The sequence below is a fragment of the Rhodopseudomonas pseudopalustris genome (assembly GCF_900110435.1).
Taxonomy (GTDB): Bacteria; Pseudomonadota; Alphaproteobacteria; order Rhizobiales; family Xanthobacteraceae; genus Rhodopseudomonas; species Rhodopseudomonas pseudopalustris.
The window spans coordinates 40818-65994 of record NZ_FODT01000002.1 but is presented as its reverse complement, the minus strand read 5'-3'; the positions used below and the strand labels follow the sequence as shown (position 1 = coordinate 65994).

18 protein-coding genes and 1 CRISPR repeat array are annotated in these 25177 nt (G+C 64.4%); of the genes, 2 read left to right on the top strand and 16 right to left on the bottom strand.

Annotated features, from left to right (window positions below; translation table 11 throughout):
- Window positions 1-2: 2 nt before the first annotated feature.
- The 4 genes from BMY71_RS03630 to BMY71_RS03615 form a co-directional block, all read right to left on the bottom strand.
- A complete protein-coding gene (locus BMY71_RS03630) occupies window positions 3-1226 on the bottom strand; it encodes a substrate-binding protein (protein ID WP_092681832.1) in 1224 nt (407 codons plus the stop codon).
- 4 nt (window positions 1227-1230) lie between these two features.
- A complete protein-coding gene (locus tag BMY71_RS03625) occupies window positions 1231-2088 on the bottom strand; it encodes a branched-chain amino acid ABC transporter permease (RefSeq protein WP_011501467.1) in 858 nt (285 codons plus the stop codon).
- A gap of 43 nt (window positions 2089-2131) precedes the next feature.
- Complete coding sequence (locus tag BMY71_RS03620) at window positions 2132-3646, bottom strand: amidase (protein WP_092681830.1); 1515 nt, start codon at window positions 3644-3646, stop codon at window positions 2132-2134.
- 156 nt (window positions 3647-3802) lie between these two features.
- Window positions 3803-4990 (bottom strand): substrate-binding domain-containing protein, encoded by a 1188-nt coding sequence (locus BMY71_RS03615; protein ID WP_092681828.1) that lies wholly within the window; start codon window positions 4988-4990, stop codon window positions 3803-3805.
- A 158-nt stretch (window positions 4991-5148) separates the two neighbouring features.
- On the opposite strand from BMY71_RS03615, the gene BMY71_RS03610 reads away from it, so the two are divergent.
- Window positions 5149-5592: a MarR family winged helix-turn-helix transcriptional regulator gene (locus tag BMY71_RS03610; RefSeq protein WP_041805154.1), complete on the top strand. Its 444-nt coding sequence runs from the start codon at window positions 5149-5151 to the stop codon at window positions 5590-5592.
- A 24-nt stretch (window positions 5593-5616) separates the two neighbouring features.
- Here BMY71_RS03610 and BMY71_RS03605 read toward each other — a convergent pair whose 3' ends face one another.
- A complete protein-coding gene (locus BMY71_RS03605; RefSeq protein WP_092681826.1) occupies window positions 5617-6318 on the bottom strand; it encodes a VIT1/CCC1 transporter family protein in 702 nt (233 codons plus the stop codon).
- A gap of 387 nt (window positions 6319-6705) precedes the next feature.
- Between BMY71_RS03605 and BMY71_RS03600 the strand changes: the two genes are divergently transcribed.
- Window positions 6706-7584: an SDR family NAD(P)-dependent oxidoreductase gene (locus tag BMY71_RS03600; RefSeq protein ID WP_092681824.1), complete on the top strand. Its 879-nt coding sequence runs from the start codon at window positions 6706-6708 to the stop codon at window positions 7582-7584.
- Between the two features lie 45 nt (window positions 7585-7629).
- On the opposite strand, the gene BMY71_RS03595 is transcribed toward BMY71_RS03600, so the two are convergent.
- The 11 genes from BMY71_RS03595 to cas9 form a co-directional block, all read right to left on the bottom strand.
- Window positions 7630-8265 (bottom strand): TetR/AcrR family transcriptional regulator, encoded by a 636-nt coding sequence (locus BMY71_RS03595; protein ID WP_175557606.1) that lies wholly within the window; start codon window positions 8263-8265, stop codon window positions 7630-7632.
- Between the two features lie 148 nt (window positions 8266-8413).
- Window positions 8414-9856: an FGGY family carbohydrate kinase gene (locus tag BMY71_RS03590; RefSeq protein ID WP_092681820.1), complete on the bottom strand. Its 1443-nt coding sequence runs from the start codon at window positions 9854-9856 to the stop codon at window positions 8414-8416.
- A complete protein-coding gene (locus BMY71_RS03585; RefSeq protein WP_175557605.1) occupies window positions 9853-11394 on the bottom strand; it encodes an FAD-binding oxidoreductase in 1542 nt (513 codons plus the stop codon). The genes BMY71_RS03590 and BMY71_RS03585 overlap by 4 nt, the downstream gene beginning before the upstream one ends.
- Window positions 11394-13064, bottom strand: coding sequence for a glycerol-3-phosphate dehydrogenase/oxidase (locus BMY71_RS03580; RefSeq protein WP_092681816.1), 1671 nt, complete (start codon window positions 13062-13064; stop codon window positions 11394-11396). Before BMY71_RS03580 ends, BMY71_RS03585 begins: the two co-directional genes overlap by 1 nt.
- On the bottom strand, window positions 13061-14140 hold the full coding sequence (locus BMY71_RS03575; RefSeq protein WP_092681814.1) for an ABC transporter ATP-binding protein: 1080 nt from the start codon (window positions 14138-14140) through the stop codon (window positions 13061-13063). The genes BMY71_RS03580 and BMY71_RS03575 overlap by 4 nt, the downstream gene beginning before the upstream one ends.
- Window positions 14137-15789: an ABC transporter permease subunit gene (locus BMY71_RS03570; protein WP_092681812.1), complete on the bottom strand. Its 1653-nt coding sequence runs from the start codon at window positions 15787-15789 to the stop codon at window positions 14137-14139. The genes BMY71_RS03575 and BMY71_RS03570 overlap by 4 nt, the downstream gene beginning before the upstream one ends.
- A gap of 79 nt (window positions 15790-15868) precedes the next feature.
- Window positions 15869-16894 (bottom strand): ABC transporter substrate-binding protein, encoded by a 1026-nt coding sequence (locus tag BMY71_RS03565; RefSeq protein ID WP_175557604.1) that lies wholly within the window; start codon window positions 16892-16894, stop codon window positions 15869-15871.
- A gap of 43 nt (window positions 16895-16937) precedes the next feature.
- Window positions 16938-19013: an acetate--CoA ligase family protein gene (locus tag BMY71_RS03560; protein ID WP_092681808.1), complete on the bottom strand. Its 2076-nt coding sequence runs from the start codon at window positions 19011-19013 to the stop codon at window positions 16938-16940.
- Between the two features lie 309 nt (window positions 19014-19322).
- Window positions 19323-20414: a CRISPR direct-repeat array (repeat unit 36 nt; unit sequence GCCGTGGCTTCCCTACCGATTTCCCCGTGGTAGGCT).
- Window positions 20415-20472: 58 nt separating this feature from the next.
- Window positions 20473-20802 (bottom strand): CRISPR-associated endonuclease Cas2, encoded by a 330-nt coding sequence (gene cas2, locus BMY71_RS03555; RefSeq protein WP_092681806.1) that lies wholly within the window; start codon window positions 20800-20802, stop codon window positions 20473-20475.
- Window positions 20799-21698, bottom strand: a complete 900-nt coding sequence (gene cas1 / locus BMY71_RS03550) for a type II CRISPR-associated endonuclease Cas1 (RefSeq protein WP_092681804.1) — start codon at window positions 21696-21698, stop codon at window positions 20799-20801. Before cas1 ends, cas2 begins: the two co-directional genes overlap by 4 nt.
- 8 nt (window positions 21699-21706) lie before the next feature.
- The gene (cas9, locus tag BMY71_RS03545) at window positions 21707-24916 is read right to left on the bottom strand and encodes a type II CRISPR RNA-guided endonuclease Cas9 (protein WP_092681802.1); all 3210 of its coding nucleotides are present in this window, start codon (window positions 24914-24916) and stop codon (window positions 21707-21709) included.
- Between the last annotated feature and the right edge of the window lie 261 nt (window positions 24917-25177).

Genomic DNA, 25177 nt, shown 5'->3' with positions numbered 1-25177 from the left:
CATCAGCATTCCTTCGGATCGACCAGGCCGTTACTGCGGGCGATGATCTCGTAGCTGCCGTTCTTGGCCACCGCGGTGTACATGTTCATCTTGCAATGCCGTTTGCCCGGCACCATCTCAGCCGGCCCGCCCGGGCCGTCGGTGATCTTGGCGTGATCCATCGCCGTGGCGACGCCGTCGCGGTCGATCTTGCCGGCTTCCTTCACCGCAGCCTCCCAGAGCTTCAGGCCGCGATAGGTACCGGTGGCGGCGCTGCCCGCGGCAAACAGGAAGTTGCCAGGGTAGGCCTTGTCGTATTCCGCCTGGATTTTAGCGCTGACCGGATCGGTCTTGGCGACGGCCTTGAAGTAGTCGAGGCAGCTCGCGAGGCCCTCGATCTCCGCAGGCTGATTGATGCCGAGCGTATTCTCGTCGTAGTAGACGCAGGCCAGCCTGCCGCCGTTCTTGAGGAAGCCGGCCTCATAGAGTTGCTTGAAGAACGGACCGACGCCCGGCGGGATCACGGTATTGAATACGACGTCGACCTTGTTGGAGATGATTCGGTTGACCGTCGATGAGAAGTCGATCTGGTCGAGCGGGTAGTATTCCTCCAGCACGACCTCGCCGCCATTGGCCTCGATCACCTTGCGGGCATAGACATTGAGCGTGTGCGGCCAGACGTAATTGGCGCTCGGCAGCGCGAATTTCTTGCCGCCGTTCTTGATCAGCCACGGGATGAATTCATCGCACTGCTTCGCCGGGGTCGGTCCGGTGCAGAACAGGTTGGGCGTGCATTCCTTGCCTTCGTAAAGCTGTGGATAAATGTACAGCGTCTTTCCGCGTGCGACGATGACGTCCTTGATCGCATTGCGCATCGACGAGGTGATGCCGCCGAGCACGAGATCGACCTTGTCGCGCTGGATCAGCTTGCGGACGTTGCCGACCGCGACCGCTTCGTTGGAGGCGGTGTCCTCGATGTAGAGCTCCAAAGGACGGCCGAGCAGGCCGCCGGCGTCGTTGATCTGCTTCAACACCATCTTGGCGACGTTGGCGTCGGCGTTGCCGGCGTAACCCATCGGGCCGGTCAGGTCGGTGGCGATGCCGACCTTGATCGCGCCGGCGGCGGCGTTGGCCCAATCGGGCCGCACCACCCAGCTGCCGACGCCGGTCGCCAGCGCTGTGCTCGCGAAGGCGAAGTTGGAGAGGAAGCGGCGGCGGGTGAGATTGTGGGGTGAGTCGCTGGACATCAGACTAGATCCCTTTTCCCGAAACGAGGCCCTGCGGCCGGAACTTGATGAAGATGATGGCGAGGACGAAGACGAGAACGTCGGCGATGACAGGCTGGATCACCCAGGGCAGCGCCGCCGAGAGCGTGCCGATGACGCCGGCGCCGGCCACCGGGCCCGCGAACGAGCCGATGCCGCCGACCATGACCGCGACGAAGCCCTGGATCAGGAAGCGCAGGCCGAGATCGGCGAACAGCGAGAACACCGGCACGATCAAAGCCCCGGCGAGGCCGGCCAGCGCCGCGCCGAACGCGAACGTCGCGCCGTAGATCGCGCTGGTGGAAATGCCGGAGGCGCGCGCCAGCGCCGGATTTTCCAGCGAGGCGCGGACGCGCAGGCCGAACGAGGTGCGCGACAGCAGCAGATAGCTCCCCACCATCACCAGCGCGGTGACGACGATGATCACCAGCCGCCAGATCGAGAAATGCATCGAGCCCAGCGCGACCGAGCCGCCGATCGGCTCCGGCACCGAAATATACAGACCGCCGATCAGGCCGCGGACGATTTCGCGGATGATCAGGCCGAGCGCATAGGTGCCGAGCATCGCGACGATCGGCGCGGCATAGAACCGGCGCACGACCAGTCGTTCGAGAACGAATCCCAGCGCACCGACCACGAACGGCGCCGCGAGCATCCCGGCCCAGACCGGCAAGCCGGCGGTGTAAGCGAGATAGGTTGTGTAGGCGCCGAGCAGGACGAACTCACCCTGCGCGAAGTTGAAGATGCCCATCATGCTGGCGATGATCCCGAGCCCCAGCACCACCAGCACGACGATGGCGCCGAAGCTCAGGATTTCGAACAATGCGACGATCAGGTTTTCCATTCGGCCTTACCGGCTGACGATGACCAAGGTCAGGATGCGCCCGTCACATCGTCTTCCAGTCGCCGGACCGCTCGAAGGCGTGCGCCGCGCGGTAGATTGTCGGCTCGTCGAAATGCTTGCCGACCAGCATCAGGCCGACCGGCAGGCCGTCGACCATGCCGCACGGAATCGACATCGCCGGGTGATGCGTGATGTCGAACGGCGCGGTGTTGCTGATCATCTCGAAGGCGCGGCCGATGATTTCCTCACGGCTGGCGCCGGGCGACGGCAGCGGCGTCGCCTTCATCGGCGTGGTCGGCATCAGCAACAGATCGAAACTCGCCAGCGCCTGATCATAGGCCGCGCCGATCCGCCGCGAGATGTTCTGCGCCTTGCCGTAATAACGCGGGCCGAAGGTGTTGTTGATGTAGGTGCCGAACAGCAGCATCATCTTGGTGGTCTCGGACAAGGAGTCGGCCTGGCCGCGCCAGCCGCGATGCGCCTTCATCAGCGCGGTCGAATAAAGGTCCGGCCGGCTGAGGCCGTAGCCGTCGCCGAACATCATGGTCTGGGTCATGCCCTCGGTGCCGATCGGCATCCATACCGCGCCGGCAAGATTGTGCGCCGGAATCGAGATCTCCTCGACAGTCGCGCCGAGGCCGGCGAGCCGCTTGGCGGCTCCGCGCACGCTTTCGTTGACACCGGGTTCGGCGCCGGCCTGCTCGAAGCCTTCCCTGACGATGCCGATCTTCATGCCCTTGATGCCGCCGCCCAGCGCCTTGGTGTAGTCGTGCAGCTTGGGCGCACGGATCCGCGGATCGTAGCCGTCGTCGCCGGCGAGCACTTCGAGCAGCAGCGCGTTGTCGGCGACGTTCGCGGTCATCGGACCGGTGTGGTCGACGAACACCTCGATCGGCATGATGCCGGTGTAGGGCACGAGGCCCCAGGTCGGCTTCATGCCGTAGATGCCGCTGAACGACGCCGGCATCCGGATCGAGCCGCCCTGATCGCCGCCGATCGCCATGTCGGCCTCGCCGAGCGCGACCACGACGGCGCTGCCGGACGACGAACCGCCGGCCGAGTAACCCATCTTGTGCGGGTTGTGCACCGGACCGTTGGAGCCGGTGTGGCTGCCGCCGGACATGCAGAAATGCTCGCAATGCACCTTGCCGAGGATCTCGCCGCCGGCATCGAGGATGCGGGTGACGACGGTGGCGTCGAAATCCGGAACGAAGCCTTCGAGCGTCGAGGAGCCGTTCATCATCGGCACGCCGGCCAGCATGATGTTGTCCTTGAGCGCGATTGTCTTGCCCTTGAGCTTGCCGGCGGCCGCGCCCTTCACGCTCGCCTTGCGATACCAGGCGTTGCGCGGATTGTCTTCGGGGCCGGGCTGATAGCCCGGCGTTCGCGGATACTTCACAAGCGGGACTTCGTCCGGCAGAGCCGCCACCACATTGTAGGCTTCGACCGAGGGCTGCATCAGCGCGCGAAACGACGCGACGTCCTCGTCGGTGAGCGACAGGCCGCATTGTTCGGCGACATCGAGTAGCTGCATGGGTGTGGGAAGTGAAACTGCCAAGGCTCGTTCTCCTGCGCGTGGGCGGATCATCGGCAAGGGCCCGGGGAGGACCGACCGGTGTTGCGGGGCCGCCGCGTCACGCAGATACTACATACGGAAATATTTTCTGTTTCAAGTATTATTTTGCGAATGTTCGTCGCGGCGTTGTGCAGGCGCTCAGAACCGCCGGATCAACCTGAAGTCGAGGCCGTCGGCTTCGGCGAGATGAATCGGCATCAGCGCGCGGCCGTCGCGGATCGTCACCGGCCCGCGCGCGCCGTGATAGACGATGTTTTTCGCGGCCTGCAGCAGCGGACGCGCGACGAGCGTCTGCGCCTTGTCGGCGACGGCTTCGAGAAATCGCAAGCCTTCGTAGTTGGATTGTCCCACCGAACCGATCGGCGGCGCGGTCGGCCCGAACGCGCGAACGCAGGCCGCGCGAAACTCGTCGTTGGCGCTGGACGCGTGACAGCCGAAATAGCCGGATGCGCAGAACATGTTCTCGGTGTTGTCGGCGCCGATGCCGAGCATCACCGTCTCGTCCATCGCGCCCGCGAGCCGCAGGATGCGGCCGGCCAGCCCGCATTCGGCGAAGGCGCGGTTGAAGGTGACGCTGTCGGTGCCGATCAGCGAGATCAGCACCACGTCGGGTCGCGCGGCGCGGATGCGCGCCAGGTGTCGCTCGTGATCGTCCTCGCCGAGCGGCACGAACTCCTCGCCGACCACCTGGCCGCCGGCGTCGTTGATGTATTTCTTCACGGCGCGATGCGACAGCCACGGCCAGACATAGTCGCTTCCGATCAGATACCAGCGCCGCGCCTTCTTGACCTGGGCGAGCCAGTCGATCGCCGGCCGGCTCTGCCAACGCGGCGTCTCGCCGATCGCCATCACGCCGGGCGTCCGCTCGCCGCCCTCGTACACCGGCGTGTAGATGTACGGCACGCGACCGCGGATCGCCTTGCGCAGCGCGACCCGGACCGCGCTGATATGCGAGCCCATGACGATGTCGACGTCGTCGCTGTCCACGGCCTCCGCGACCCGCCGGGCGACGTCGTCGATCGGGCCGCCGGCGTTGCACATCACCAGTTCGATTTCGCGGCCGAGAATGCCGCCGCGCTTGTTGATCTCAGCCGCCGCAAGCAGCGCGGCGTTGCTCGACGCCGGGCCCCAGATCCCCGGTGCGCCCTGGAAGGTGACGAAGTTCGCGATCCGCAACTTGTTGCGCGCCCGGCGCACCGCGGCGCCGAAGCCGTCGCCCGGTCCTTGTGCCCATGCCGCATCCGGGAGCGAACTCGCTCTCTCCAGCATGCAGAGCGGCAGCGGAACTCCGGCGCCTCCGCCTCCGAGATCCCCGATCGAAAGCACACTCCCTCCTTTTTTGGCACGGAGCGTCCCGCGAAAGTCCTCCCCCGCACGATTTTGGATGCTATTCGAAAATATTGAACATTCAAGGATTGATGTGCATATAGATGCAGCAAGCGCAGCATCCGATTCATTCAAATCGAACGATAAAGTCTCAGCCCGTGGCCAAATCGCCAAGCCGCAACCCGCCGATCACCGAACACCTCGCTTATCTGCTCGCCCAGGCCAACCGGGAGATCAACCGGCAGCTCGAGGCGCGACTGCGCGACGAGGGCGTTCCGGTCGAACAATGGCGCATCCTCAAAGTGCTGTCCGACGGCAAGGGCCATTCGATGGGCGACCTCGCCGACGAGGTGCTGCTCAACCATCCGACACTGACGAAGATGATCGACCGCATGGTGTCGGACTCGCTGGTGTATCGCGTCCAGGATCCGGACGACCGCCGCAAGGTCCTGATGTACAGCTCGGAACGCGGCAAAGCGCTGACCCAGCGCCTCAACGCGCTAGCGCTCAGTCAGGAAGCGCACATCGCCGAGAGCTACGGCGACAAGGCGACCGCGGAATTGAAGCGGCTGCTGGAGAGTCTGATCGACACCGCGACCTGAACGTCGCGGGCGCGCGCTGCGCGCTCACACCACCGTGCCGAACAGCTTTCCGATGCCTGCCGTCAGCGCCATCGCCAACGCGCCCCAGAACGTCACGCGGATCGTCGCGCGCCAGATGTTTGCGCCGCCCGCTTTTCCGCCGATCGCGCCGAGCACGGCGAGAAACGCCAACGACGCCGCGGACACGACAGGCACGAGCACATTCGCGGGCGAGACGACGACCATCAGCAGCGGCATTGCCGCGCCGACGGAGAATGTCGCGGCGGAGGTCAGCGCGGCCTGGATCGGCCGCGCGGTGGTCATTTCCGAAATTCCCAGCTCGTCGCGCGCGTGCGCGCCCAGCGCATCCTTCGCCATCAATTGCCCGGCGACCTGCAGCGCAAGCGCCGGATCGACGCCGCGCTCGACATAGATCGCGGCAAGCTCCTCCTGTTCGAACACGACGTTGTCGCTCAGCTCCTTGCGTTCGCGCGCGAGATCCGCCTTCTCGGTGTCGGACTGCGAGCTGACAGAGACATACTCGCCGGCGGCCATCGACATCGCGCCGGCAACCAGGCCCGCCGTTCCGGTAATCAGGATATCGCCGGGGCTCGCGGCTGCGGCGGCAACGCCGACGATCAGGCTCGCGGTCGAGACGATGCCGTCATTGGCCCCGAGCACCGCCGCTCTCAGCCAGCCGACGCGGACCACGAGGTGGGCTTCGGGATGCACACGGAGACGACTCATGGCTTCCTCTCGATCAAGGCGCTCGGTCCGGCCACCCGCCGGACAATCTACAGGATTTCGGTGGAACGGCCCGGGTTTTCCGCACCCGGAAGCGCTGCCCATCAACGGCCTATTCCAGCACCGCCTCGAACAGCAGTACCGGATTCATACTTCCGAATTTGACGACGACACGTGGTGTCGATTCGTGTTGCATCGTGTTCTGCCTTAGCCTCACGGAGGCGCGATGTTGCGCAGTCGCGATCGCCTTCACTTCCGGCCTATATGGTCGCCCTGGCTGTCGCGCGGAGGATCGATCATGAAGCAAGGTCGTCAGATCTCGACCGGCATCAGACCGCTGACGAACGACGCCGACCAGGTCGGACCGCATCCGGCGAAAGGGATAAACCGATGAGCACGAGCGCGGCGGGGAAAATGACTGCCCTGGTCACAGGCGCGAATTCGGGGCTGGGCAAAGCCATCGCAGCAGCGCTGGCGGCCGATATGCGCGTCGGGCTGGTGGTCCGCGATCGCGCCCGCGGCGAGCAGGCGCTGGAGGACATCCGCGCCGCCACGGGCAACGACGATCTGCATCTTTTCGTCGCCGATCTGGCCGATCAGTCAGCGATCCGCGCCCTCGCGCAGTCGGTGCATGAGCGCTTCGAGCAGTTGCATCTGCTGGTGAACAATGCCGGCACCGCCTTCGCCGAGCGACGGCTCAGCCCACAGGGTATCGAGCGTGCGCTGGCGGTGAATCACCTCGGCCCGTTTCTGCTCACCAACCTGCTGCTGGATTTGCTCAAAGCGAGCGCGCCGGCGCGGATCGTCAATGTCGGCACCCGTATCAACACGGCGCTGGATTTCGATGATCTGAATTGGGAGCGGCGCCCCTACGGCCTGATGCAGGCCTATGGCCAGTCCAAGCTCGGCAATCTGCATTTCACCTTCGAGCTGGCGCGCCGGCTGCAGGGCAGCGGCGTGACGGTCAATTGCGTCTTTCCGGGCGTTTTCAGATCGAACCTGGGCGGCACCGATGGCGCGCAGGGCCTACTGTTGAAGCTGTTTGCCCGGCTGCTGGGCTGGGCGATCCCCTCCCCCGAACGGGCGGCGCGGCGGGTGCTGTATGTCGCCAAAGCACCGGAGCTGGCGAACGTCAGTGGTCAGTATTTCGGCTATCGCAAGACCATCCCGGCGCCCGCCCAGGCGCTCGACGCGCAAGCGAACCGCCGCCTGTGGCAAATCAGCGAAGCGCTGACGACTCCCACCCAGCCCGGCCACGCCGACGCCTGACGATGCGCCTCGGGCGTTCGGGCGCGATCCCGAAACCGGGATACGTCATCCTGCTTCAGGCTCCGGCTTGTCGATGCCGTCGAACAACCGCGTGAGGACGTCGATCACACGCCGGTCCAACTCGTCGACCGAAACTGCGAGGTCGCGGGCGAGCACCTCGCGGTACAAGCCATAGCCATAGGTCGCAGCCGCATAGGCGGCGTGCAACGCCGGCAAATCGTGTTCGTCCGGCAGCAGATTCAACGCCTGATCCCGCTGCATCAGCGCCAGCGTCAGTTCGGCATTCGGCATCAGGCGCGGCGCGGTCGAGCCGTCGAGATGCAGCAGCGTGGTCAGCGCCAGCATGTCCTTGTTCTTGATGGTCGCGCGGATCGCGTGGGCCACACGCGCGCCGAGCCGCATCGGCTCGCTCGGCGTCTGAAACGAGTCGCGTTCGGAGGACATCCGGCGCTTGAGAGCCGCACGCAACAGACCCCGGCGTGAACCGAAATGATGATAGACCAGCCCGCGCGTCACGCCCGCATGTTTGGCGACCTCGTTCAGATTGAGGCCGGCGAGAACGCCTTCCCTTGCGATCATCGCAAGCGCGGCTTCCTCGACCTTCTCGGCGGCTGTCGATTCCTGATCGGCCGAAACGTCGTCGACCGCCCGGTCCGGCTGTTTGTCTTTGGTCTTCGTCATTTCGGGTCCTTTCAACGGCCGGCCGCGAAACGATGGTAAGCCCCGCCCCGCAATGCCGATAGCAGAAGTTGGCCGTCGCATGTGTCGGGATCGCCCACTACCATCGAGGTCGCCGGCGCGCGAACAGCAGTTTCGTCGGCCGCGCCGATCACGGCCGCCGGTCTCCCAGGCTCTGCGACTGTTCGAGCAAGACCATGTCGGTGGCGCGCCGCGCCCGCGCGCGATCCGCCGGCACGGTGCCGGGCGCCGGCACGATCGGCTGCGCCGCCGCGGGTGTGAAGACGTCGGCGCCGCCGAGCGCACTGAAGCCGATACGCGCGGCGCCGAGCGTCGTCGCTTCGAGGTGAGCGGCGCGGACCAGATCGCGCCCGAGCGTCGCGGCCAGGATCGAACAGAACGCACCACTGGCGGCCAGCCCACCATCGACGCTGATCCGGTCGAGCCTGCGACCGAGTTCGGTTTCGAGGCCGTCCAGCGCGTCCGCCGTCGCGCAGACGATGCCGTCGAGCACGGCGCGCACCAGTGCTTCGCGTCCGTCGGCGGCCGACAGGCCGAGGAATGCGCCGCGCGCGCCCGTCTTCCAGTGCGGCGCGCCGAGTCCGTGCAAAGCCGACACGAAAACCACCCGCTCGGCGCGCTTGCCTGGATCGACAAGGTCGTCGATCGCGGCGGGATTCGGCAGCACGCCGATCTCGACCAGCCACTCGATCGCCGAGCCTGCGGATTGGATCGAGGTCTCGGCGCCGTACACGGCGCCGCTTCGGTCGCTATAGGCAATATTGGCGAATGCCACGCGGCTGCTCACGGTCGTCGGTCGATCGCCGACAACCACGTTGAGCGCGCCGACCGTCCCGAAGGTCAGCTTGGCCTGTCCGGGCTGCGTGCAGCCCTGCCCCAGCAGCGATCCCTGCTGATCGCCGATCATTCCGAGGATCGGAAGATGCGGATCGATCGCGGCGGCGAATCCATACGGCCCGACCGACAGCGCGGGCTGCGGCAGAATCGACATCGGCACGCCGAGCAGGTTCGCCAATGCTTCATCCCAGCGCAGCGTGTCCTGGCGCAGAAGTCCGGACTGAGCCGCATTGGTGAAATCGGTGACGTGCAGGCGGCCCTCCGACAGCACCCAGACGATGAAGCTGTCCAGCGTGCCCGCACGCAGCGTTCCTGCCGCGACGGCCTGACGATCCGGATCGACGCGATCGAGCAACCAGCGCAGCTTGCTGCCGGTGAGATTGGGGATGTGGCCGCTGCCGGATTTTCGCAGCGCGCGGTCGAGCGTCGCGGTGCGCGCGTCCGACCACGACAACACCGGGCCCTGCGCGCGGCCGCTCGCGGCGTCCCACAGCAGACAGCTGACACGCTGGTTGGCGATCGCGATCCCGAGCGGCTGCCAGTCTTCGGCGAGCCGTCGGGTTTCCGCCAGCACCGTTGCGGCGATGAGATCACCGTCCCAGGCCACCTCGCCCGCCGTACCTGCGAGCGTCGGCAGCACCACCCGCCGCGCTTCCAGAATGTCTCCAGTGGCGGAGACAATCGAAAAGCGCAGGCTGGTCGTGCCGAAATCGATGACCAGAACGGAACGGGTCACGGCGCCTCGGTCTTGGGCGGAACGGTCACGTCATCCGACCACACCGGTGGCGGACCGAACGGACTGTCGAGGCCCATCTTGCCAGGGTTCAAAATCCGGTTCGGATCGAGCGCCGACTTCACCCGATCCAGAACATCGAAGCTGCTGCCCAGCGCGGACCGCATGAAACGTCCGCGGCCGAGGCCGATGCCATGATGGTGGCTGAGATTGCCGCCATTCTGCAGCACGGTGGTGGCGGCCGCGTCCCACACCTGACGGTACCATCCCGGACGCGCGTTCAGTTCGGGGCGGCCGCCGAACATGAAATACAGCCCGACCCGATCGGAATAGACGTGCGAGATATGCGCGGTCGCAGTGCGCGAGCCGTCGATCGCCGAAATGGCGGCGGTGGTCTTCTCGTAGATTTCGACCACCCGCGACCACGGCGCGGCGACTTCCATCGTATCCGGCGCGCGATCGGCGATCAGTTCGCCCATCGTGCTGACGTTGTTACGATGCGACATCCATTGCTTGACCAGAGCATCGCCGAGCGCCTCGCCGTCGCACGACTCCAGAACGGCTTGCCAGGGTCCGTCGATCAGGGCCGGATCGCCCTCGTCGCGCAAGATCAACACGCATTGATTGGTGGTTCCGAAATTGCGCCGCGATTCGACCTGGTCGTAAAGCCGCACGATCGCAGGCGACATCCCTCGGCGTACGAAGCGGCGGATCGCCGCCACCCCCGCCGCGAAACTCGGGAAGGCGAACGCCGCATTGCGGGCGTGATCGGACTTCGGCGAGATCCGCAGGCGGGCCGAGGTGATGACGCCGAGCGTGCCCTCCGAGCCGACGAAGAGTTGCGTGAGGTCGGGCCCGGTCGCGGAGTGCGAATAGTCGCTGGTGTCGATGACGCTGCCATCGGCGAGAACGGCCGTCACGCTCATGGTGATGTCGGAGATCGTGCCGTATCGGCTCGACATCTGCCCCGCGCCACGGCAGGCGATCCACCCGCCCACGGTGGACAGTGCGATCGACTGCGGCCAATGCCCCGCGGTGTAACCTGCGGCCTGCATCGTGGTTTCGAAATCGTCGCCGAACGTGCCGGCCTGGACGTCGACCACGAGATCGTCTTCCCGCAGATCGAGGATCCCAGACAGCTGCGTGGTATCGAGCACGACGCCGCCGAAAACCGGAAGCGAGTTTCCAAGCACGCCGGAGCGCCCACCGGCCGCGACGACCGGAATGCGCGCCTCGTTGCAGATCCGCAGCACGGCTGCGATCTGGTCGACGGTCGACGGCATCACCACGGCCGACGGCAGCCGCGCCACATGACCGCTCGTCGACCAGACCAGACCCAGAGGCCACCAGTCGCGCGCATAGTCGAACAGGCTGTGGTCATCCACGCGGGTCGGGCAGATGGCTTCCAGCTGTCGGATCGTGGCGTCGGACACCGCGACGGCGCGGCCGCTGAGCGTCTCGCCGCGGAATTGCGCGCGCGTCATCACGCCTCCCGGCAGCGCCGGCGGCTGTCGCGATGAAATGGGCAGGGCCTTTGGCATCATGTATCCTTTACTTCAATCGGGGGAGTGACGGCGGACGAAGCCGCAAGGGGACCAAGCTCACGCCGCAGCACCCGGCGCGTCGCGTCGATTTCTCGCTGTCGGCGATCAGGGGACCAATCCGTCCAGTCCATGATCTGGCCGCCCAGAACATCGAGATCTTTCAAAACGGCGCGGCCATCGAACAGGCCGACGCGCGTCCGCCGCATCAGCACATCCTCGAGACTTCCGGCCATTTCGGCGTGAAGTCCCCAAACGGCTTCGGCGACCAGGCTCTCGGCGTTTTTGGTGATCGGGCGCGCCAGCGCTTCGTCGCGCGCCGCGAGCGCGGCCACCTTGGCGCCCTGAACGCCGTAGCGCGTGAGCCGGCCGATCGGCGCGGAGAATTTGAAATCGGAGCTGGCGCCGTGAAGGCGCAGCTTGCGGGTGCGGCAAGCGCGGCCGCCGCCGAGCGCTTTCGCGGCGACATCGACGGCCTCTTCGGCCATCGCCCGATAGGTCGTGAGCTTGCCGCCGGTCACCGATACGAAGCCGTCCGCATCGTGCGTGATGCGATGCTTGCGCGACAGGTCGGCGGTTCTCGCCTTGCTCTGATCCGCGAGCAGAGGCCGAAAGCCGCTCCAGCCGCCCGTGATGTCGTCCTCGCTCAGCGGCCGCGTGACGTTGCGGTTGATGCCCGCCAGCACATAGTCGATGTCCCGCTGCGTGATGCCGGGCTCATCGATCGCGCAGTCCGCCGTCGTGTCGGTCGATCCGACATAGCTGAAGGCGCCTGCATCGACGACCGACATCGTGCGCCGGTCTGTCGTGGGCAGGCTGACCGCCACGTCGTTGCCGAACACGTGTCGCGGAAACACCAGATGCGTGCCCTTGGCGGCGACCAGCCCCTGCGCAGCGGACAGTCGCGCGTGGCCGAGCAGCTCTCCCGCCCAGATGCCGGTGGCGTTGATCACCATCCGCGTCGCAACCGTGAACTCGCCTTCCGCCGTCTTCACGGACACCCGGCGCAATCCGGCCGTGACATCCGAGATGCCGACGCATTCAGCGTGATTGGCGACCGCTGCGCCGTGCGCCGCCGCAGTGGCGGCGATCGCGAGCGTCAGCCGCGCGTCATCCGTGCGCAGATCGTGAAACAGATAGCCTTCGCCGACCTTGTCGGGATCGAGCACCGGCATATGCGCCAGCACCTCCGACGCCTTGAGCCGGCGATGGCGACGACCGATCCGCCACGAGCCGGCGAACTGATAGCTCCACAGCGCTGCGCCGAGCGCGCGCGACACTTTCGGGTTGATCAATCCCCCTTTGAGAAACAGCGGGATCAAGAACGGAAGCAGCGACACGAGATGCGGCGCGTTCGACTGCAGCAAGGTGCGCTCGCGCAGCGATTCCCGCACCAACGCGACGTCGCCGGTCTGCATGTAGCGAAAGCCGCCGTGGATCATTTTCGACGAGCGCGACGAGGTGCCCGAGGCGAAGTCGGCCTTCTCGATCAGCCCGACCGAGAATCCGCGCGTCACCGCATCGAGCGCGACGCCCGCACCGGTCGCGCCGCCGCCGATCACCAGAATGTCGAACGTGCTATCGGCCAGACGGCGCAGATGCGCCGAACGGTCGGCGAGCGGCTCGCCCTGCGCCAGTTGCGCGATCTGCTGGAGGCGCGCGTCGCTCATGGCCGGGCTTCGCTGGCGACGATACGCACGTCCTCGACGGACCAGACGAAATTGACCATCTCGCCGATGTGGAGGGTCGAACCGTCGGCGACCCGCGCCAACAATGTCCGGCCATCCGAATCATGCCCCTCGACCCGCCAGGTCGAGCCCGAGAACGTCACGTCGGTGAGCGTGGCGGCAACGCCGTCCTCGCCTGCGCCGGCGACGTCCTTCTTCACCCGCATTTTTTCCGGGCGCACCATCGCCGACAGCGGACCGGGCGTGGCCGGCGCGGGCAGCCGGATGTTGAACGCGCCGCAATTCAGATGCTGGTCCTCGACCCGGCCGCGGAAGATGTTCGAGTCGCCGAGAAAGCGGGCGACGAACTCAGTGGCCGGCTGCCCGTACAGCTGCTGCGGCGTGCCGACCTGCTCGATGCGGCCCTCGTTGAACACCACGATGCGATCCGACAGCGTCATCGCCTCGTCCTGGTCGTGGGTGACGAAGATGACGGTGACGCCCAGCTCACGATGGATGCGGCGCAGCTCCAGTTGCAGGCTTTCCCGCAACCTCTTGTCGAGCGCGCCGAGCGGCTCGTCGAGCAACAGCAATTTCGGTTCGAACACCACCGCACGCGCGAGCGCGACGCGCTGCTGCTGCCCGCCGGACAATTGATGCGGCCGGCGGTCGGCGTATCCGGCCATCTCGACCAATTGCAGGACGTCGCTGACCTGCGTCTCGATCGCCTTGCGGTCCATCCGCGGCCGGCGCTGTTCGAGCGGATAGGCGATATTCTGCCGCACCGTCATATGCGGGAACAGCGCGTAGCTCTGGAACACGACGCCGATGCCGCGCTGATGCGCCGGCACATTGCCGAGATCGCGTCCGTCGAGCGTGATCCGGCCGGCGCTGGCCTCGGTGAATCCGGCGATGAGATTGAGCGTCGTCGTCTTGCCTGAACCGCTCGGCCCGAGAAAGGTGACGAACTCGCCCGGCGCGACAGTGAGCGACACATCTCGGACCACGGCGAGCGAACCGTAGGTCTTCGCGAGATCTTTCAGGACAAGTGCAGCGCCGTTGGTTCTGATGTTCGTCATGGAGCACGCTGAAACTTCTTTGAGAGCATGGAGCTTCCGATCACCAGCACCATTGTGAGGAGCAGAAGCATGGTCGATGCCGCCGCGATGGTCGGATCGATATCGGTGGCGACGGACCGATACATCTGGACGGGAAGCGTCCGCAGTTCGGTTCCGCTGATGAAGAGGGAGACGACGACCTCGTCGAACGAGATGACGAAGGCGAACAACCCGCCCGTCAAAAGTCCCGGCGAAATCAACGGCAACATCACCCGGAACAAGGTTTTGGTTCGTCCGGCGCCGAGGCTCGCCGAAGCCTGCTCGAGCCGGGTATCGAATTGTTCGAGCGCCGTCATGATCGGAATGAAGGAGAACGGCAGCGCCAGAACGGTGTGGGCGATCACGAAGCCGGCGGTGGTCGCGGTCAGACCCCATGAGAGAAACAGACCATAGATCGCGATCGCGATGATGATGCCGGGCACGATGCGCGGCGCCATCACGAAGGAGCGCAGCACGATGCGGAACGAGGGCGGCAGCCGGCGGATCGCCAGCGCAGCGCTGACGGACAACACCACGGCGAGCACCATCGTGATGACGGCGACCTGCAAGGAGGCCAGCAGCGCGCCGAACCATTCGTCGCTGCTGAAGAACCGCTCGTACCATCGCGTGGACCAGGAGGTCGGCGGAAAGGCGAAGCTGGCATTGCCCGGAAAGCTCAGGGGAATGACGACCAGGCTCGGCAGCAGCAGCGCAACGCCGACCACGATCGCCCAGACGTAAAGCCACGCGGAGCGACGATCGGTCGTGTCGTTGACCTGTCCGGCCCGCGCCGTCACGCCGGCCGCGACGTCGAACCGCGACATCGCCGGCAGCACCACCGCGAGCGCCATCAGCAACAGCAGCATCGACGCGGCCGAAGCGAGCGGCAGGTTCAACACGGTGTTGATCAGCGTGTAGATCAATTGCGAGAGCAGCTGCTCCTGCGGCGAACCGACCAGGCCGGGGATCACGTAGAAGCCCAGCGAAGTGATGAAGACGATGACCCAGCCACTGACCACGCCGGGCAGCGACAGCGGCCAGTACACCCGCCAGAATGTGGTCCAGCCATTCGCGCCGAGCGACTTGCTGGCGACATTGAGACGACGATCGATGCCGACCATCGTGCTGTAGAGCGGAAAGATCATGAACGGCAGCATGATCTGCACCATCGCGATGGTGACGCCGAGGGTGGAGCCGCGCAGCACCAGCGAGTCGAAGCCGAGAGACTGCGCCAGACGGTCGACGATGCCGTTGCGCTGCATCACCACGATCCACGCGAAGGATCGCACCATCACGCTGGTGAAGAACGAGATCAGCACGACGCCCATCAGCACCGTGAGCATGTTGCCGCGCACCTGGCTCATCAGATACGCGTAGGGATAGGCGATGATCAGGCACAATGTGCTGACGAGGCCGGCCATGACCAGCGTGCGCAGCAGGATGCGCACATAGCCCGCGCTCGACAGGAACATGGTGTATTGCGACAACCATCCGCCCTCGCCGAGCAAGCTCTGCGAGACGATCAGAATCGTCGGCCAGACGAAGAACAACGCCAGGAATGCCGCCGTCGGCAGCATCAGCTGGATGCCGACAAGAACCGACAGGCCGTTGGGATTGCGTGCGGGGTTCATGGCGAAACTCTGGACACGACAGCTGATTTCAATCCGAGCGGGAGACGGGCGGGCGGCGAGTGCCGCCCGCCCGACGAGGTCAGGAGTTCAACCACTCGATCCAGCGCTTCTGGATCACTTCGGAATTGTCGGCGACCCATTTCAGATTGAGGCGGATCGCGGTTTTGGCCCGCTCAGGCGTGCCGGCGAAGACTTTCATGCCCGCCTCGTCGAGCTTCGGAGCGGCGCCGATCAGCGCCGGCGTGACCGGATAGAGTTCGGTGATGCGGGCCTGCTGTTTGTCCTCGAGCGCATGCCGAATATAGGCTTCGCTGGCGGCCTTGTTCGGCGCGCCCATCGGAATCGCCAGAACGTTGTTGTAGATGATGTGCTGGTTCCACACCGGCTCGAACGGCGCGCCGTTCTTCAGCGCCGGATAGGCGCGCGACGACCACGCCATGATCATGTCGACTTCGCCGCTTTCCATCATCTGGGTGGATTGCGCGCCGGTTCGCCAGAACACGATATGCGGCTTGAGTTCGCTGAGCTTGCGGAACGCGCGATCGAGATCGAGCGGATACAGATTCTCCGGAGCGACGCCGTCGGCCAGCAGCGCGATTTCGAGGTTCACGCCCTCGGCGCCGTCCCACAGGCCGCGCTTGCCGGGAAACTTCTTGACGTCGAAGAAGTCGGCCCAGTTCTGCGGGCCGCCCTTCGCGAACTTGGTCTTGTTGTAGAGCATGATGTTGGCGTAGCCCGCATCCGGCACGCCGCATTCATTGCCGAAACCCGCATTGACGCGCGCCGCGTCGACGAGGCCGGGCGTGAGCTTTTCGAACAGCGTGCCGCAATGGCGCATCGTGAACACCGGCGGCACTTCGACGACATCCCACGACACGTTCTTGGCGCCGACCATCTGCTGGATCTTCGGCAGGCTCTGCGGGGAGTCGCCCTTCACCTTGATGTTGGTCTTCTCGGTGAAGGTCTTGCCCCAGGCCTCCAGCGTCGCCTCGAGATAGGGGCCGCCCGGATTGACGATGGTGATCGACGCCGGTTGCGCGACGAGGGCCGACGCGGTGCCGACAACCGCCAGCGCCACGACGCCTGATATGATTCTGCGAGACATCTGGTTTCCTTCCCTGGGTTGCATCGTTTTTTTACGCCGCCGGTCAGGCGGCGGCCGTCGGGTGATGCGGTTCGACGACGATGAGAGCATCCAGCGCGATGAGACCGCCGTCGGGCGTTCGCACCATCGGATTGATATCGATCTCGGAAATAGTCGGCGTCGCGAGCAGCCGCTCGAGTCCGGCGACGACCGGCCCGAGCGTTCCGGGCGCGAGGCCGTAAGCGTCTTCGACACGGCTCTGGTAAGCCGCGCGCGCTTCATCGGACGCGCTCAGCAGCAGGACGTGCCGCTCGCCCGAAGCCGCCTCGATGCCGACGCCGCCGGGCCCGATCAGGATCGCGGGGCCGTAATTCGGATCGAGCAGAGCGCCGACGCCGATTTCCTCCTCGAAGGCGATCATCGGCTGAATCAGCAGACTGCGCTGCGGATCGGACGACACCTCGTCCAGACGCCGCTCGAAACGCGCCAGGACTTCGGCGAGCCGTTCGACCGGCACGCCGACTTCGACCAGGCCGACACGGTTGCGATGCAGGACGTCGGCGGCGTTGCCCTTGACGACGCAGCGCGTCCATCCCTTGGCGCCGACTTCGGCGATTGCCGCGGCAGCCTGTCCGCGCGCGGACACGACCGCATCGACGACGCCGATCCCGAGCTTTCGCAGGACGGCGCCCGCGTCGAGCTCGGCGATGGTGGACTGGCCCGCCTGCACCACCGGCAACGCCACGGCGGCGACATCGCGGCGCTGCCACGCGACCTCGCCGGCGGAGGCCAGAGCCATCTGCGCGACGACCGCGCGCACCCCGCCGCCGATCGTCCCGGTGAGAACGTCGCGCGCCGTGACGCTGGCATAGAATTCCGACGGCGCGGCCTGCCAGACGAACACCGCCGGCTTCGACATCGCCGCGCAATAGTCGGCGATCGGCGCGACCTTCGCGCCGATGATATCGCCGAACGCATAGTAGACGACGACGGCGTCGACCTCTTCGGCGTGGTCGAGAACTTCGAGACACGGCTCGACGCGATCCAGCAACGCTTCCCAACCGCCGCCGATGTCGAGCGGATTTTGATCGCCGGCCTCGACCAGCCCGGTCTGGCGGATCGCCTGCCGCAACGGCTCGGAAAACGCCTCGACGCGCGCACCTTCCGCCACCAGCCGGTCGGCCAGCAGCGCGCCCGCGCCGCCCGAATTGCTGAGGATCGCGACCCGCGGCTTCGGCGGCATGACCCAGTCGCGCCGGAGCGCGGCCAGCACGGGCTGAACGCCTTCGTCGTCGCGAATGCTGACGATGCCCATGTCGCGCGCAAGCGCCCCGAACAGCGTGTCGTTGCCCGCAATCGCCGCGGTGTGCGACAGCGCCGCGCGCCGGCCCGCGTCGGAGGCGCCGGCCTTCAACACGATGATCCGCTTGCCGAGCGCATGGGCGCGCGCGGCGGCTTCCGCCAGCACCTGCGGGTCGCGCAGCGTCTCGAGATAGATGAAGACGATCCCGACATCGTCGCGCTCGACGAGCTGCCGCGCCAGCATCGACGCCGTCACCACGCATTCATTGCCGACGCTGATGAAGTGCGAATAGCCGACGCCGCTTTCCTCCACGCATTGCGCAAGGACGAGGCCGAGCGCGCCGGATTGCGCCACCAGCGCAACGGGACCGGGCGGCAGCAACGGCCGATTGAGAAACGGCGCCACCGACATCTTCACCGACGCGGTGCGATTGGAAAAGCCGAGACAATTCGGCCCGAGAAACGGCATGTCGCCGGCGGCCTCGATCAGCTCACGCTGCAGGCGGACGCCATCCTCGCCGATTTCGGCAAAATTCGACGCGAAAACGATCGCGGCCTTGGCGCCGATCTCCCGCGCCTCGCGGACCACATCGACGGCCTGCTCGGCGCGCACGCAGACCGCGACCAGATCGGGCGCCGGCTTGTCGCGAAGCGAGCGAACGGTCTCGAAACCGGGAACGGTTTTGGTCGGATGCACGGCGTAAAGCGCGCCGGTATAGCCGCCCTCGGCCAGCACCCGCATGGTGCGGAACCCCCATGAATTCGGTGCACCAGGAGACACACCGACCATTGCGATCGATTTCGGCTCGATCAGGGCATGGATATCGAAATCAGTCATCGCCGACACGCCAACCCCTCGCACGTTCACTCTCCCCAAAATACCGTTGCCATTTTGATAGCATCGACTGACGTTTTGTCAATCGGGGGTGGGTGGGGGTTTCCGGGGGCTGGATGCTCATCCATCCGAGTGGTCTCGGCCGTCCTCCCCCGCCTCAACAACCCCAGCAACGGTGCTGCCCAGCAGGCGGAGACGCTTCAGGAAGCAAGCACGCAGCCATCATTTGTTGCTAACGCCTGAACATCGGCCGGGCATCCTACCGATTTCCCGTGGTAGGCTTCGATCTCGAAGATCGACCAGAGCAAGTCGGCCGTGGCTTCCCTACCGATTTCCCCGTGGTAGGCTGGATGGCGTCGCCGAGCGCCGCCATCGCGCGCCGTGGCTTCCCTACCGATTTCCCCGTGGTAGGCTACCACCACGTTAGGCGTCGCCGCGTTGTCTGCCGTGGCTTCCCTACCGATTTCCCCGTGGTAGGCTTGATGGCGAATGCACGACTCGTCGCCGAAAGCCGTGGCTTCCCTACCGATTTCCCCGTGGTAGGCTCGCAAGCATCACATCCACCACATGCAGAAGGCCGTGGCTTCCCTACCGATTTCCCCGTGGTAGGCTCGCCGAGCGCGACCGCGTATTGGCCGATCAGCCGTGGCTTCCCTACCGATTTCCCCGTGGTAGGCTTCGCCGGATCAGGCGCCGTCGTGTAGGGCCGCCGTGGCTTCCCTACCGATTTCCCCGTGGTAGGCTTTCGCGACGATCCGCTGCAGTCCCCATTGCGCCGTGGCTTCCCTACCGATTTCCCCGTGGTAGGCTTGCTGCGGCCGTTGGCGAGATTGGTGATCGGCCGTGGCTTCCCTACCGATTTCCCCGTGGTAGGCTGCGGACTTGCTCGGGTCTGCCATGCAATGTGCCGTGGCTTCCCTACCGATTTCCCCGTGGTAGGCTCGGCCATCGCGAGGAGTTCGTCGAGGCTGTGCCGTGGCTTCCCTACCGATTTCCCCGTGGTAGGCTGGCTTTTTCGACGCGCTGCTCGATCATCTGGCCGTGGCTTCCCTACCGATTTCCCCGTGGTAGGCTCTAGCGATTGCACTTGTGTTGTGCGCGAACGCCGTGGCTTCCCTACCGATTTCCCCGTGGTAGGCTAACGCTCCAGCGAGCACGACACAGGTCTGGGCCGTGGCTTCCCTACCGATTTCCCCGTGGTAGGCTCGGCGGCGCCTGCGCTCGCGCCTAAACAGGGCCGTGGCTTCCCTACCGATTTCCCCGTGGTAGGCTTGGCGCGACGGCGCCGTCGACCGTCATTGCGCCGTGGCTTCCCTACCGATTTCCCCGTGGTAGGCTGTTGAGCGGCAATCTGCAGCGCCTGGCGCAGCCGTGGCTTCCCTACCGATTTCCCCGTGGTAGGCTGCGAGTGAAACAAGCGGCTGAAACTGCTCTGATTTCCGCGTGATTCGACAGGCGGAAATCAGAGCAGAACCAATTGTTGAGGTGCTTTTTTCTCATTGAAGGTCGCTTCCCCAAGTAACAGCCTCATACGCGCGTACTGACGATCCGTGACCTGAAGGGTACGAACACTTCCGCGCGGCGGCAAGTTTTTCGTCACCCGTTGCCCATGTTTTTCCGCCGCATCGTCGCCACGACAAACGCGTGAATACACCGACCATTGCAGCATCATAAATCCATCGTCCTTGAGGAATTTCCTGAAGCGGGTCGCGTTGCGGCGATCTGACTTCGTGCCGACAGGCAAATCGAAAAAGACAAACATCCACACGAAACGCACCTCCTCGCTTTTCACGAATCGCGCTCCAATTCAGGCAACTCAAGAAATGCCGGCTTTTCAAACTCCAGGGCACGACAGAGACTGGCTGCGGCCATTTCCGCTGCGACTAGAAGCGACACGCTCCCTGCGCCGACCTTGCCGTTGAGGAGAAGTACGCCGGCCATCGCGCGACGATCTTCGAGTGTGAGATCGCCTTTCCTGTCGACGCGATCGCCGAGAGTCTTCCACGCGAGGACATCGACAAACGGCCGGAACGGCTCGACCAGATCGTCCGCCAGATTGAAGGCATTGGCCGCGCCATCGTGCTTGAGGCCGAACGCCGGGAGAAATCCCGAGGCGACCAGCGCACGGGCGACGCCGGCGCGTACCACGGCATACCCGTAATTCAACATCTTGTTGCGAAGATCGCCATCGTCGTCGCGCACGAAATCTTCAAAAAGACGCCCCCAATAGAACCGCGCCGCGCGCGCCTCGACATTCTCGGGATCTCCCGGTTCGACATGGCGGGCAATTTCCCTGAGAGTCTCCGCATTGTTGCGGTCAAGAACCGCGAGCGAACTGGCCTGATTGAGAATCTTGCGGCGAACAATGGCCTGCCACAGCCGCTTCTTCACGCCGTCCTTCGCATCCATCTGAAGTCTTGCGATTCCGCCTTGTCGGTGGTGACGATGAAACGGCAAGGCCATGCCGGACGGGATGTGGCGCTCGTCGGTGAAGACCAGCACGATGCCCGTCTCCATGCACGCGCTCATCAGCGCGCTCGTCAGCGTGGCCTGCGGCGTGTCGATCACGATCCAGGCGATGTCCTCCAGCGCGAGCCGGACTTCGCCGGCGTCCTGCTTGACGCAAACCTGACTGTCGGCGAGCGACAATCGCGCCGCCTGCGTCAGGTGCAGGCCTCGCCACGCCATGTACGCACCTAACGCTGGATTTCAAATTTTCGTCCGAGACGGTCGATGGTGAACTTGCGAAAACTGGACAGCGTCTTGACGCCGATGCCTTTGCGAATAATCGCATTCGTCGTTTGAGGTGAGACCGTGATCGCCGCCGTATTGCGATCAAGGCTACGGAAATAGCCCTCAATCACCTCTCCGCCAGAATTGACTAATTCGACCAGACTCATGGCATGTAACGACCACAGAAACTCAGCTTCACCGCCGAGCGGATACCAGTCCGACTCCTCTCCGCCGCCACCTTTCACCGCCAGATTTGGTGGACGTTCCAGTGAGACAATCTGATGCGGATATATCGGAGTGACATAGAATTCCCATGCACCCTTCTTGTTCTTCTTTCGGAACACATCGACCCGCGCCATATTACCGCGATCGACGGTCCCACCGTTTAGTTCAAATGCAACCTTCTTGTCGGTCGCGATCCGCACCTTTCGAATTACGTCGCCACGCATCGAGCGCGGCGGATTGTCTTTCGGCTTTCCTTTTCTGATCCACTCGCGCAAATTCTCGACCATTTCGTCACGCATCTTCTTCGGATCAGCAACCTTTCCATAGGGCTCAGGATACGGAATTTTTTCGAGATCGCTTTCCTTGAAATTCTTGTCAAAAACGTCTTTTCGCTCGTAAACGATCTTCCCTCCGGCGATCTCGTGAGGTTGCGTGTTGAAGCGCTTTTTGCCGTCATCTCCCCGGACTTGTCGAACTGTTGCGTCATGCGCCTTGCCGCGGGCGCGGCGACGTTCGGCGCGCGAGACCAAAACGCCCGGCATGGTCTCGGAGCCATAGACCGTGCGTTGCACGTCGGCCCGAAAACCCGGCCACGGCTGGCTGCAATGGAAGATGTCGTCCGGCCGTCCCTCGCGTTCGCGTTTCTGGACTTCGACCGTCAGACGATTCATTAAGCTCTCGGTCGTGGCGGCCAGCACCAGCGCGTCCACGGCGTGGTGCCGGTCATCCTCGATGCGCTTTCCATCCTGCTTCTTGAGTCCCTCGAGTCCCCATGCGCGCCGTAGCTTTGACGTGATAGCTCCGGGGCGCGTGAACACCCGGCGCTCCTCCACGATCGATAGACCATCGTTGCCGCCGTCCGCTCGGACAGTCACCACCCGCTCGCACTCCCGCGGTGGAAACATCCGCTTGAGTTCGTCGGCGAGCAACCGGGTCGCCCATTGCGTGTCGGTGAGATTGCGCGCCTTGAACTTATCCTCGACGCTCGCCGCATCCTTGATGCTGTAGTTCCGTTTCTTGCGTCCCTTGACCTCCTTGAGGTCCTCGACGCGGGCTGAATACTCCATCCATTCAGCTTCGGTCTTGTCGGCATCGAACCATTCGAACGGCGTTCGGCCACGCTTATTCTGATTCGATCTGGCGGTGCAGAGCGTCTTGTTCACATAGGAATCGTCGCCGAAGCGGCTCCATGGCAGAATGTGATCGACCTGATAGCGTGTGTCGTTCGCCGAGATGCCTGCCGGGTCGATCGGATCACCGGAATAGATGCATTTGAAGTTCTGTTCCTTGGCGAGTTCGTATCGCAACAGTTCATCGTCGCTCGGCGCGCGGCCAAGGTGTTCCGCGGCCTCCTTTCGCCGCTTCTCCTTCTCGACATTCCTCGCTTCGATGCCGTCCGTCAGCTTCTTGCGCTCCTCGGCACTTTTGCCGACGGAGCGTGCAAGTTCGATATGAAAGTAATCGATCGGACCATATTCACGCACCACGGCCCTCACTTGCTTGAGCGCCTCGCTCAGCGCCTTTCGGGTCACCGGGCTGCCGATCTGACTGAGGGGGACCGCGAGCCGAGCGGCATGATCGTAACCAACGCGCGTGCAGGCGTCCGAATAGACCAGCCCTTCGCGCAATCCGGGAATGATATTCCGCGCCGCCAGCGCCGAGATGTGCGCGGCCCGCGTAAAGTCCTTGAAATCACCGTTGGCCGTGGCCTGCATGAGGGCATCGACAACAAGGCCATCGAGCCCGATTTCTTCAAGTCCGTTCCGGATCGCTTTCATGTCCTCGCGGAATGACAGTATCTCTGCGATGCGATCGAGTTTTTCAGGCACTCGCGATAACGATCGCCACGGCGCATCGCCCAGCGCATCCTTTAGCGTCTTGGTTCCGTAGGCGGCACCCCCGGTGCGCGCGGCGACATCGAGCGTACTCTCCTTCTCCTTCGCGACGCCGGAAAAGCGCGCGTTCGGATCGAGATCGAGCGCCTCGCGCAACGATTTGAACGTAATGCTCTTCTTGGTCTCGCCGAAGCCTTTGGCGGCCAGTGCAATTTCATCCGGCGTCAGCCGCCGTTCCGGCGCTCTGCCGACGGTCAGTTTGAGATTGGCCAGACGGGAGAGGAAACGGAACAACTCAAATGAAGGTGCGCGGCGTGCGGTCCGCTTCTGTCCCGGCTCGAACGGGCAAGAACCCACCATGTCTTCGCTGTCCTGCAGCGGACGCTGGAAGAACGCCGCATCCGCAAACGCCTGCGACAGTTTTTCACTGGCAACCAAGCTGCCGAACCGGGTTTGCGACCGAAAAATCGTGCGAACCTCGTCTTCCAGATCGGAGCGCTTCGCTGTGTGTGAATAGTCCTTGTCACGGTTGCGCTTTCGATCGGCGAATTTCGGATCGCTGGCGATCATGGCGCCGAACGAATGATATCTCGCGAGACCTTCGCGCGTGGTCTCCATCGCTTTTTTCATCTTGGACGTTTCGTCCGCGGCATTCGCGCCGCCATCGTTCTTGGAGTTCGAGCGGAAGCCGCGGTGCCGGGCGATATGACCGAGAACAACTGCCAATTCGTCATTGGTCAACTTACGCTCATGCGCGGCCGCGCGAAGCGTCCACGGCGTGACTTGTGATCCCGCAACGCTTTGCGAGATTCTGAGCAGTGCCTGATGTAGGGCATCCGGTGACCGCCCCGTAAGCACACCAAATTCAGCAAGCAGGCGCCGGACGGCGTTCATGCGCTGCCGACGGCGGCGAATAATTCGCCGCTGCCCCCGCGCTGTGCGCCGCGTCGCGCTCTTCGGCTCACCGGTCTTGTCGATCAATGGCGCGTCGAAGCACCGAACGCCGGAGGCAATGATACTTCCGCTAGCCTCGCCAACCTCGATGACCCCCCATCCGCAAGATGCAATACCGAGGTCAATTCCAAGAATTCGCCGAGCAACACACTCACTCATCACGCCACCTGAAAAGCACGCACAACCAGAAATTGATTATTGACCGTCCTGCGCAATTCAGCAATCATGGGGTGGGAAATCGGTAGGAAAGCCACGGCAAGCAACGGAAACCTTGGTTTTCGTTGCGACGGATTACCCCCGTTGCGGAGACGCAACGGGGGGATTCACTACCAATGGTGACAGGGCTTGTCGGTGCGAAGAATCTCGTTCTCGCCCGATACCATTCAAGCACTCAAGGTTGCCAGCAGATCTGCCTCAGGA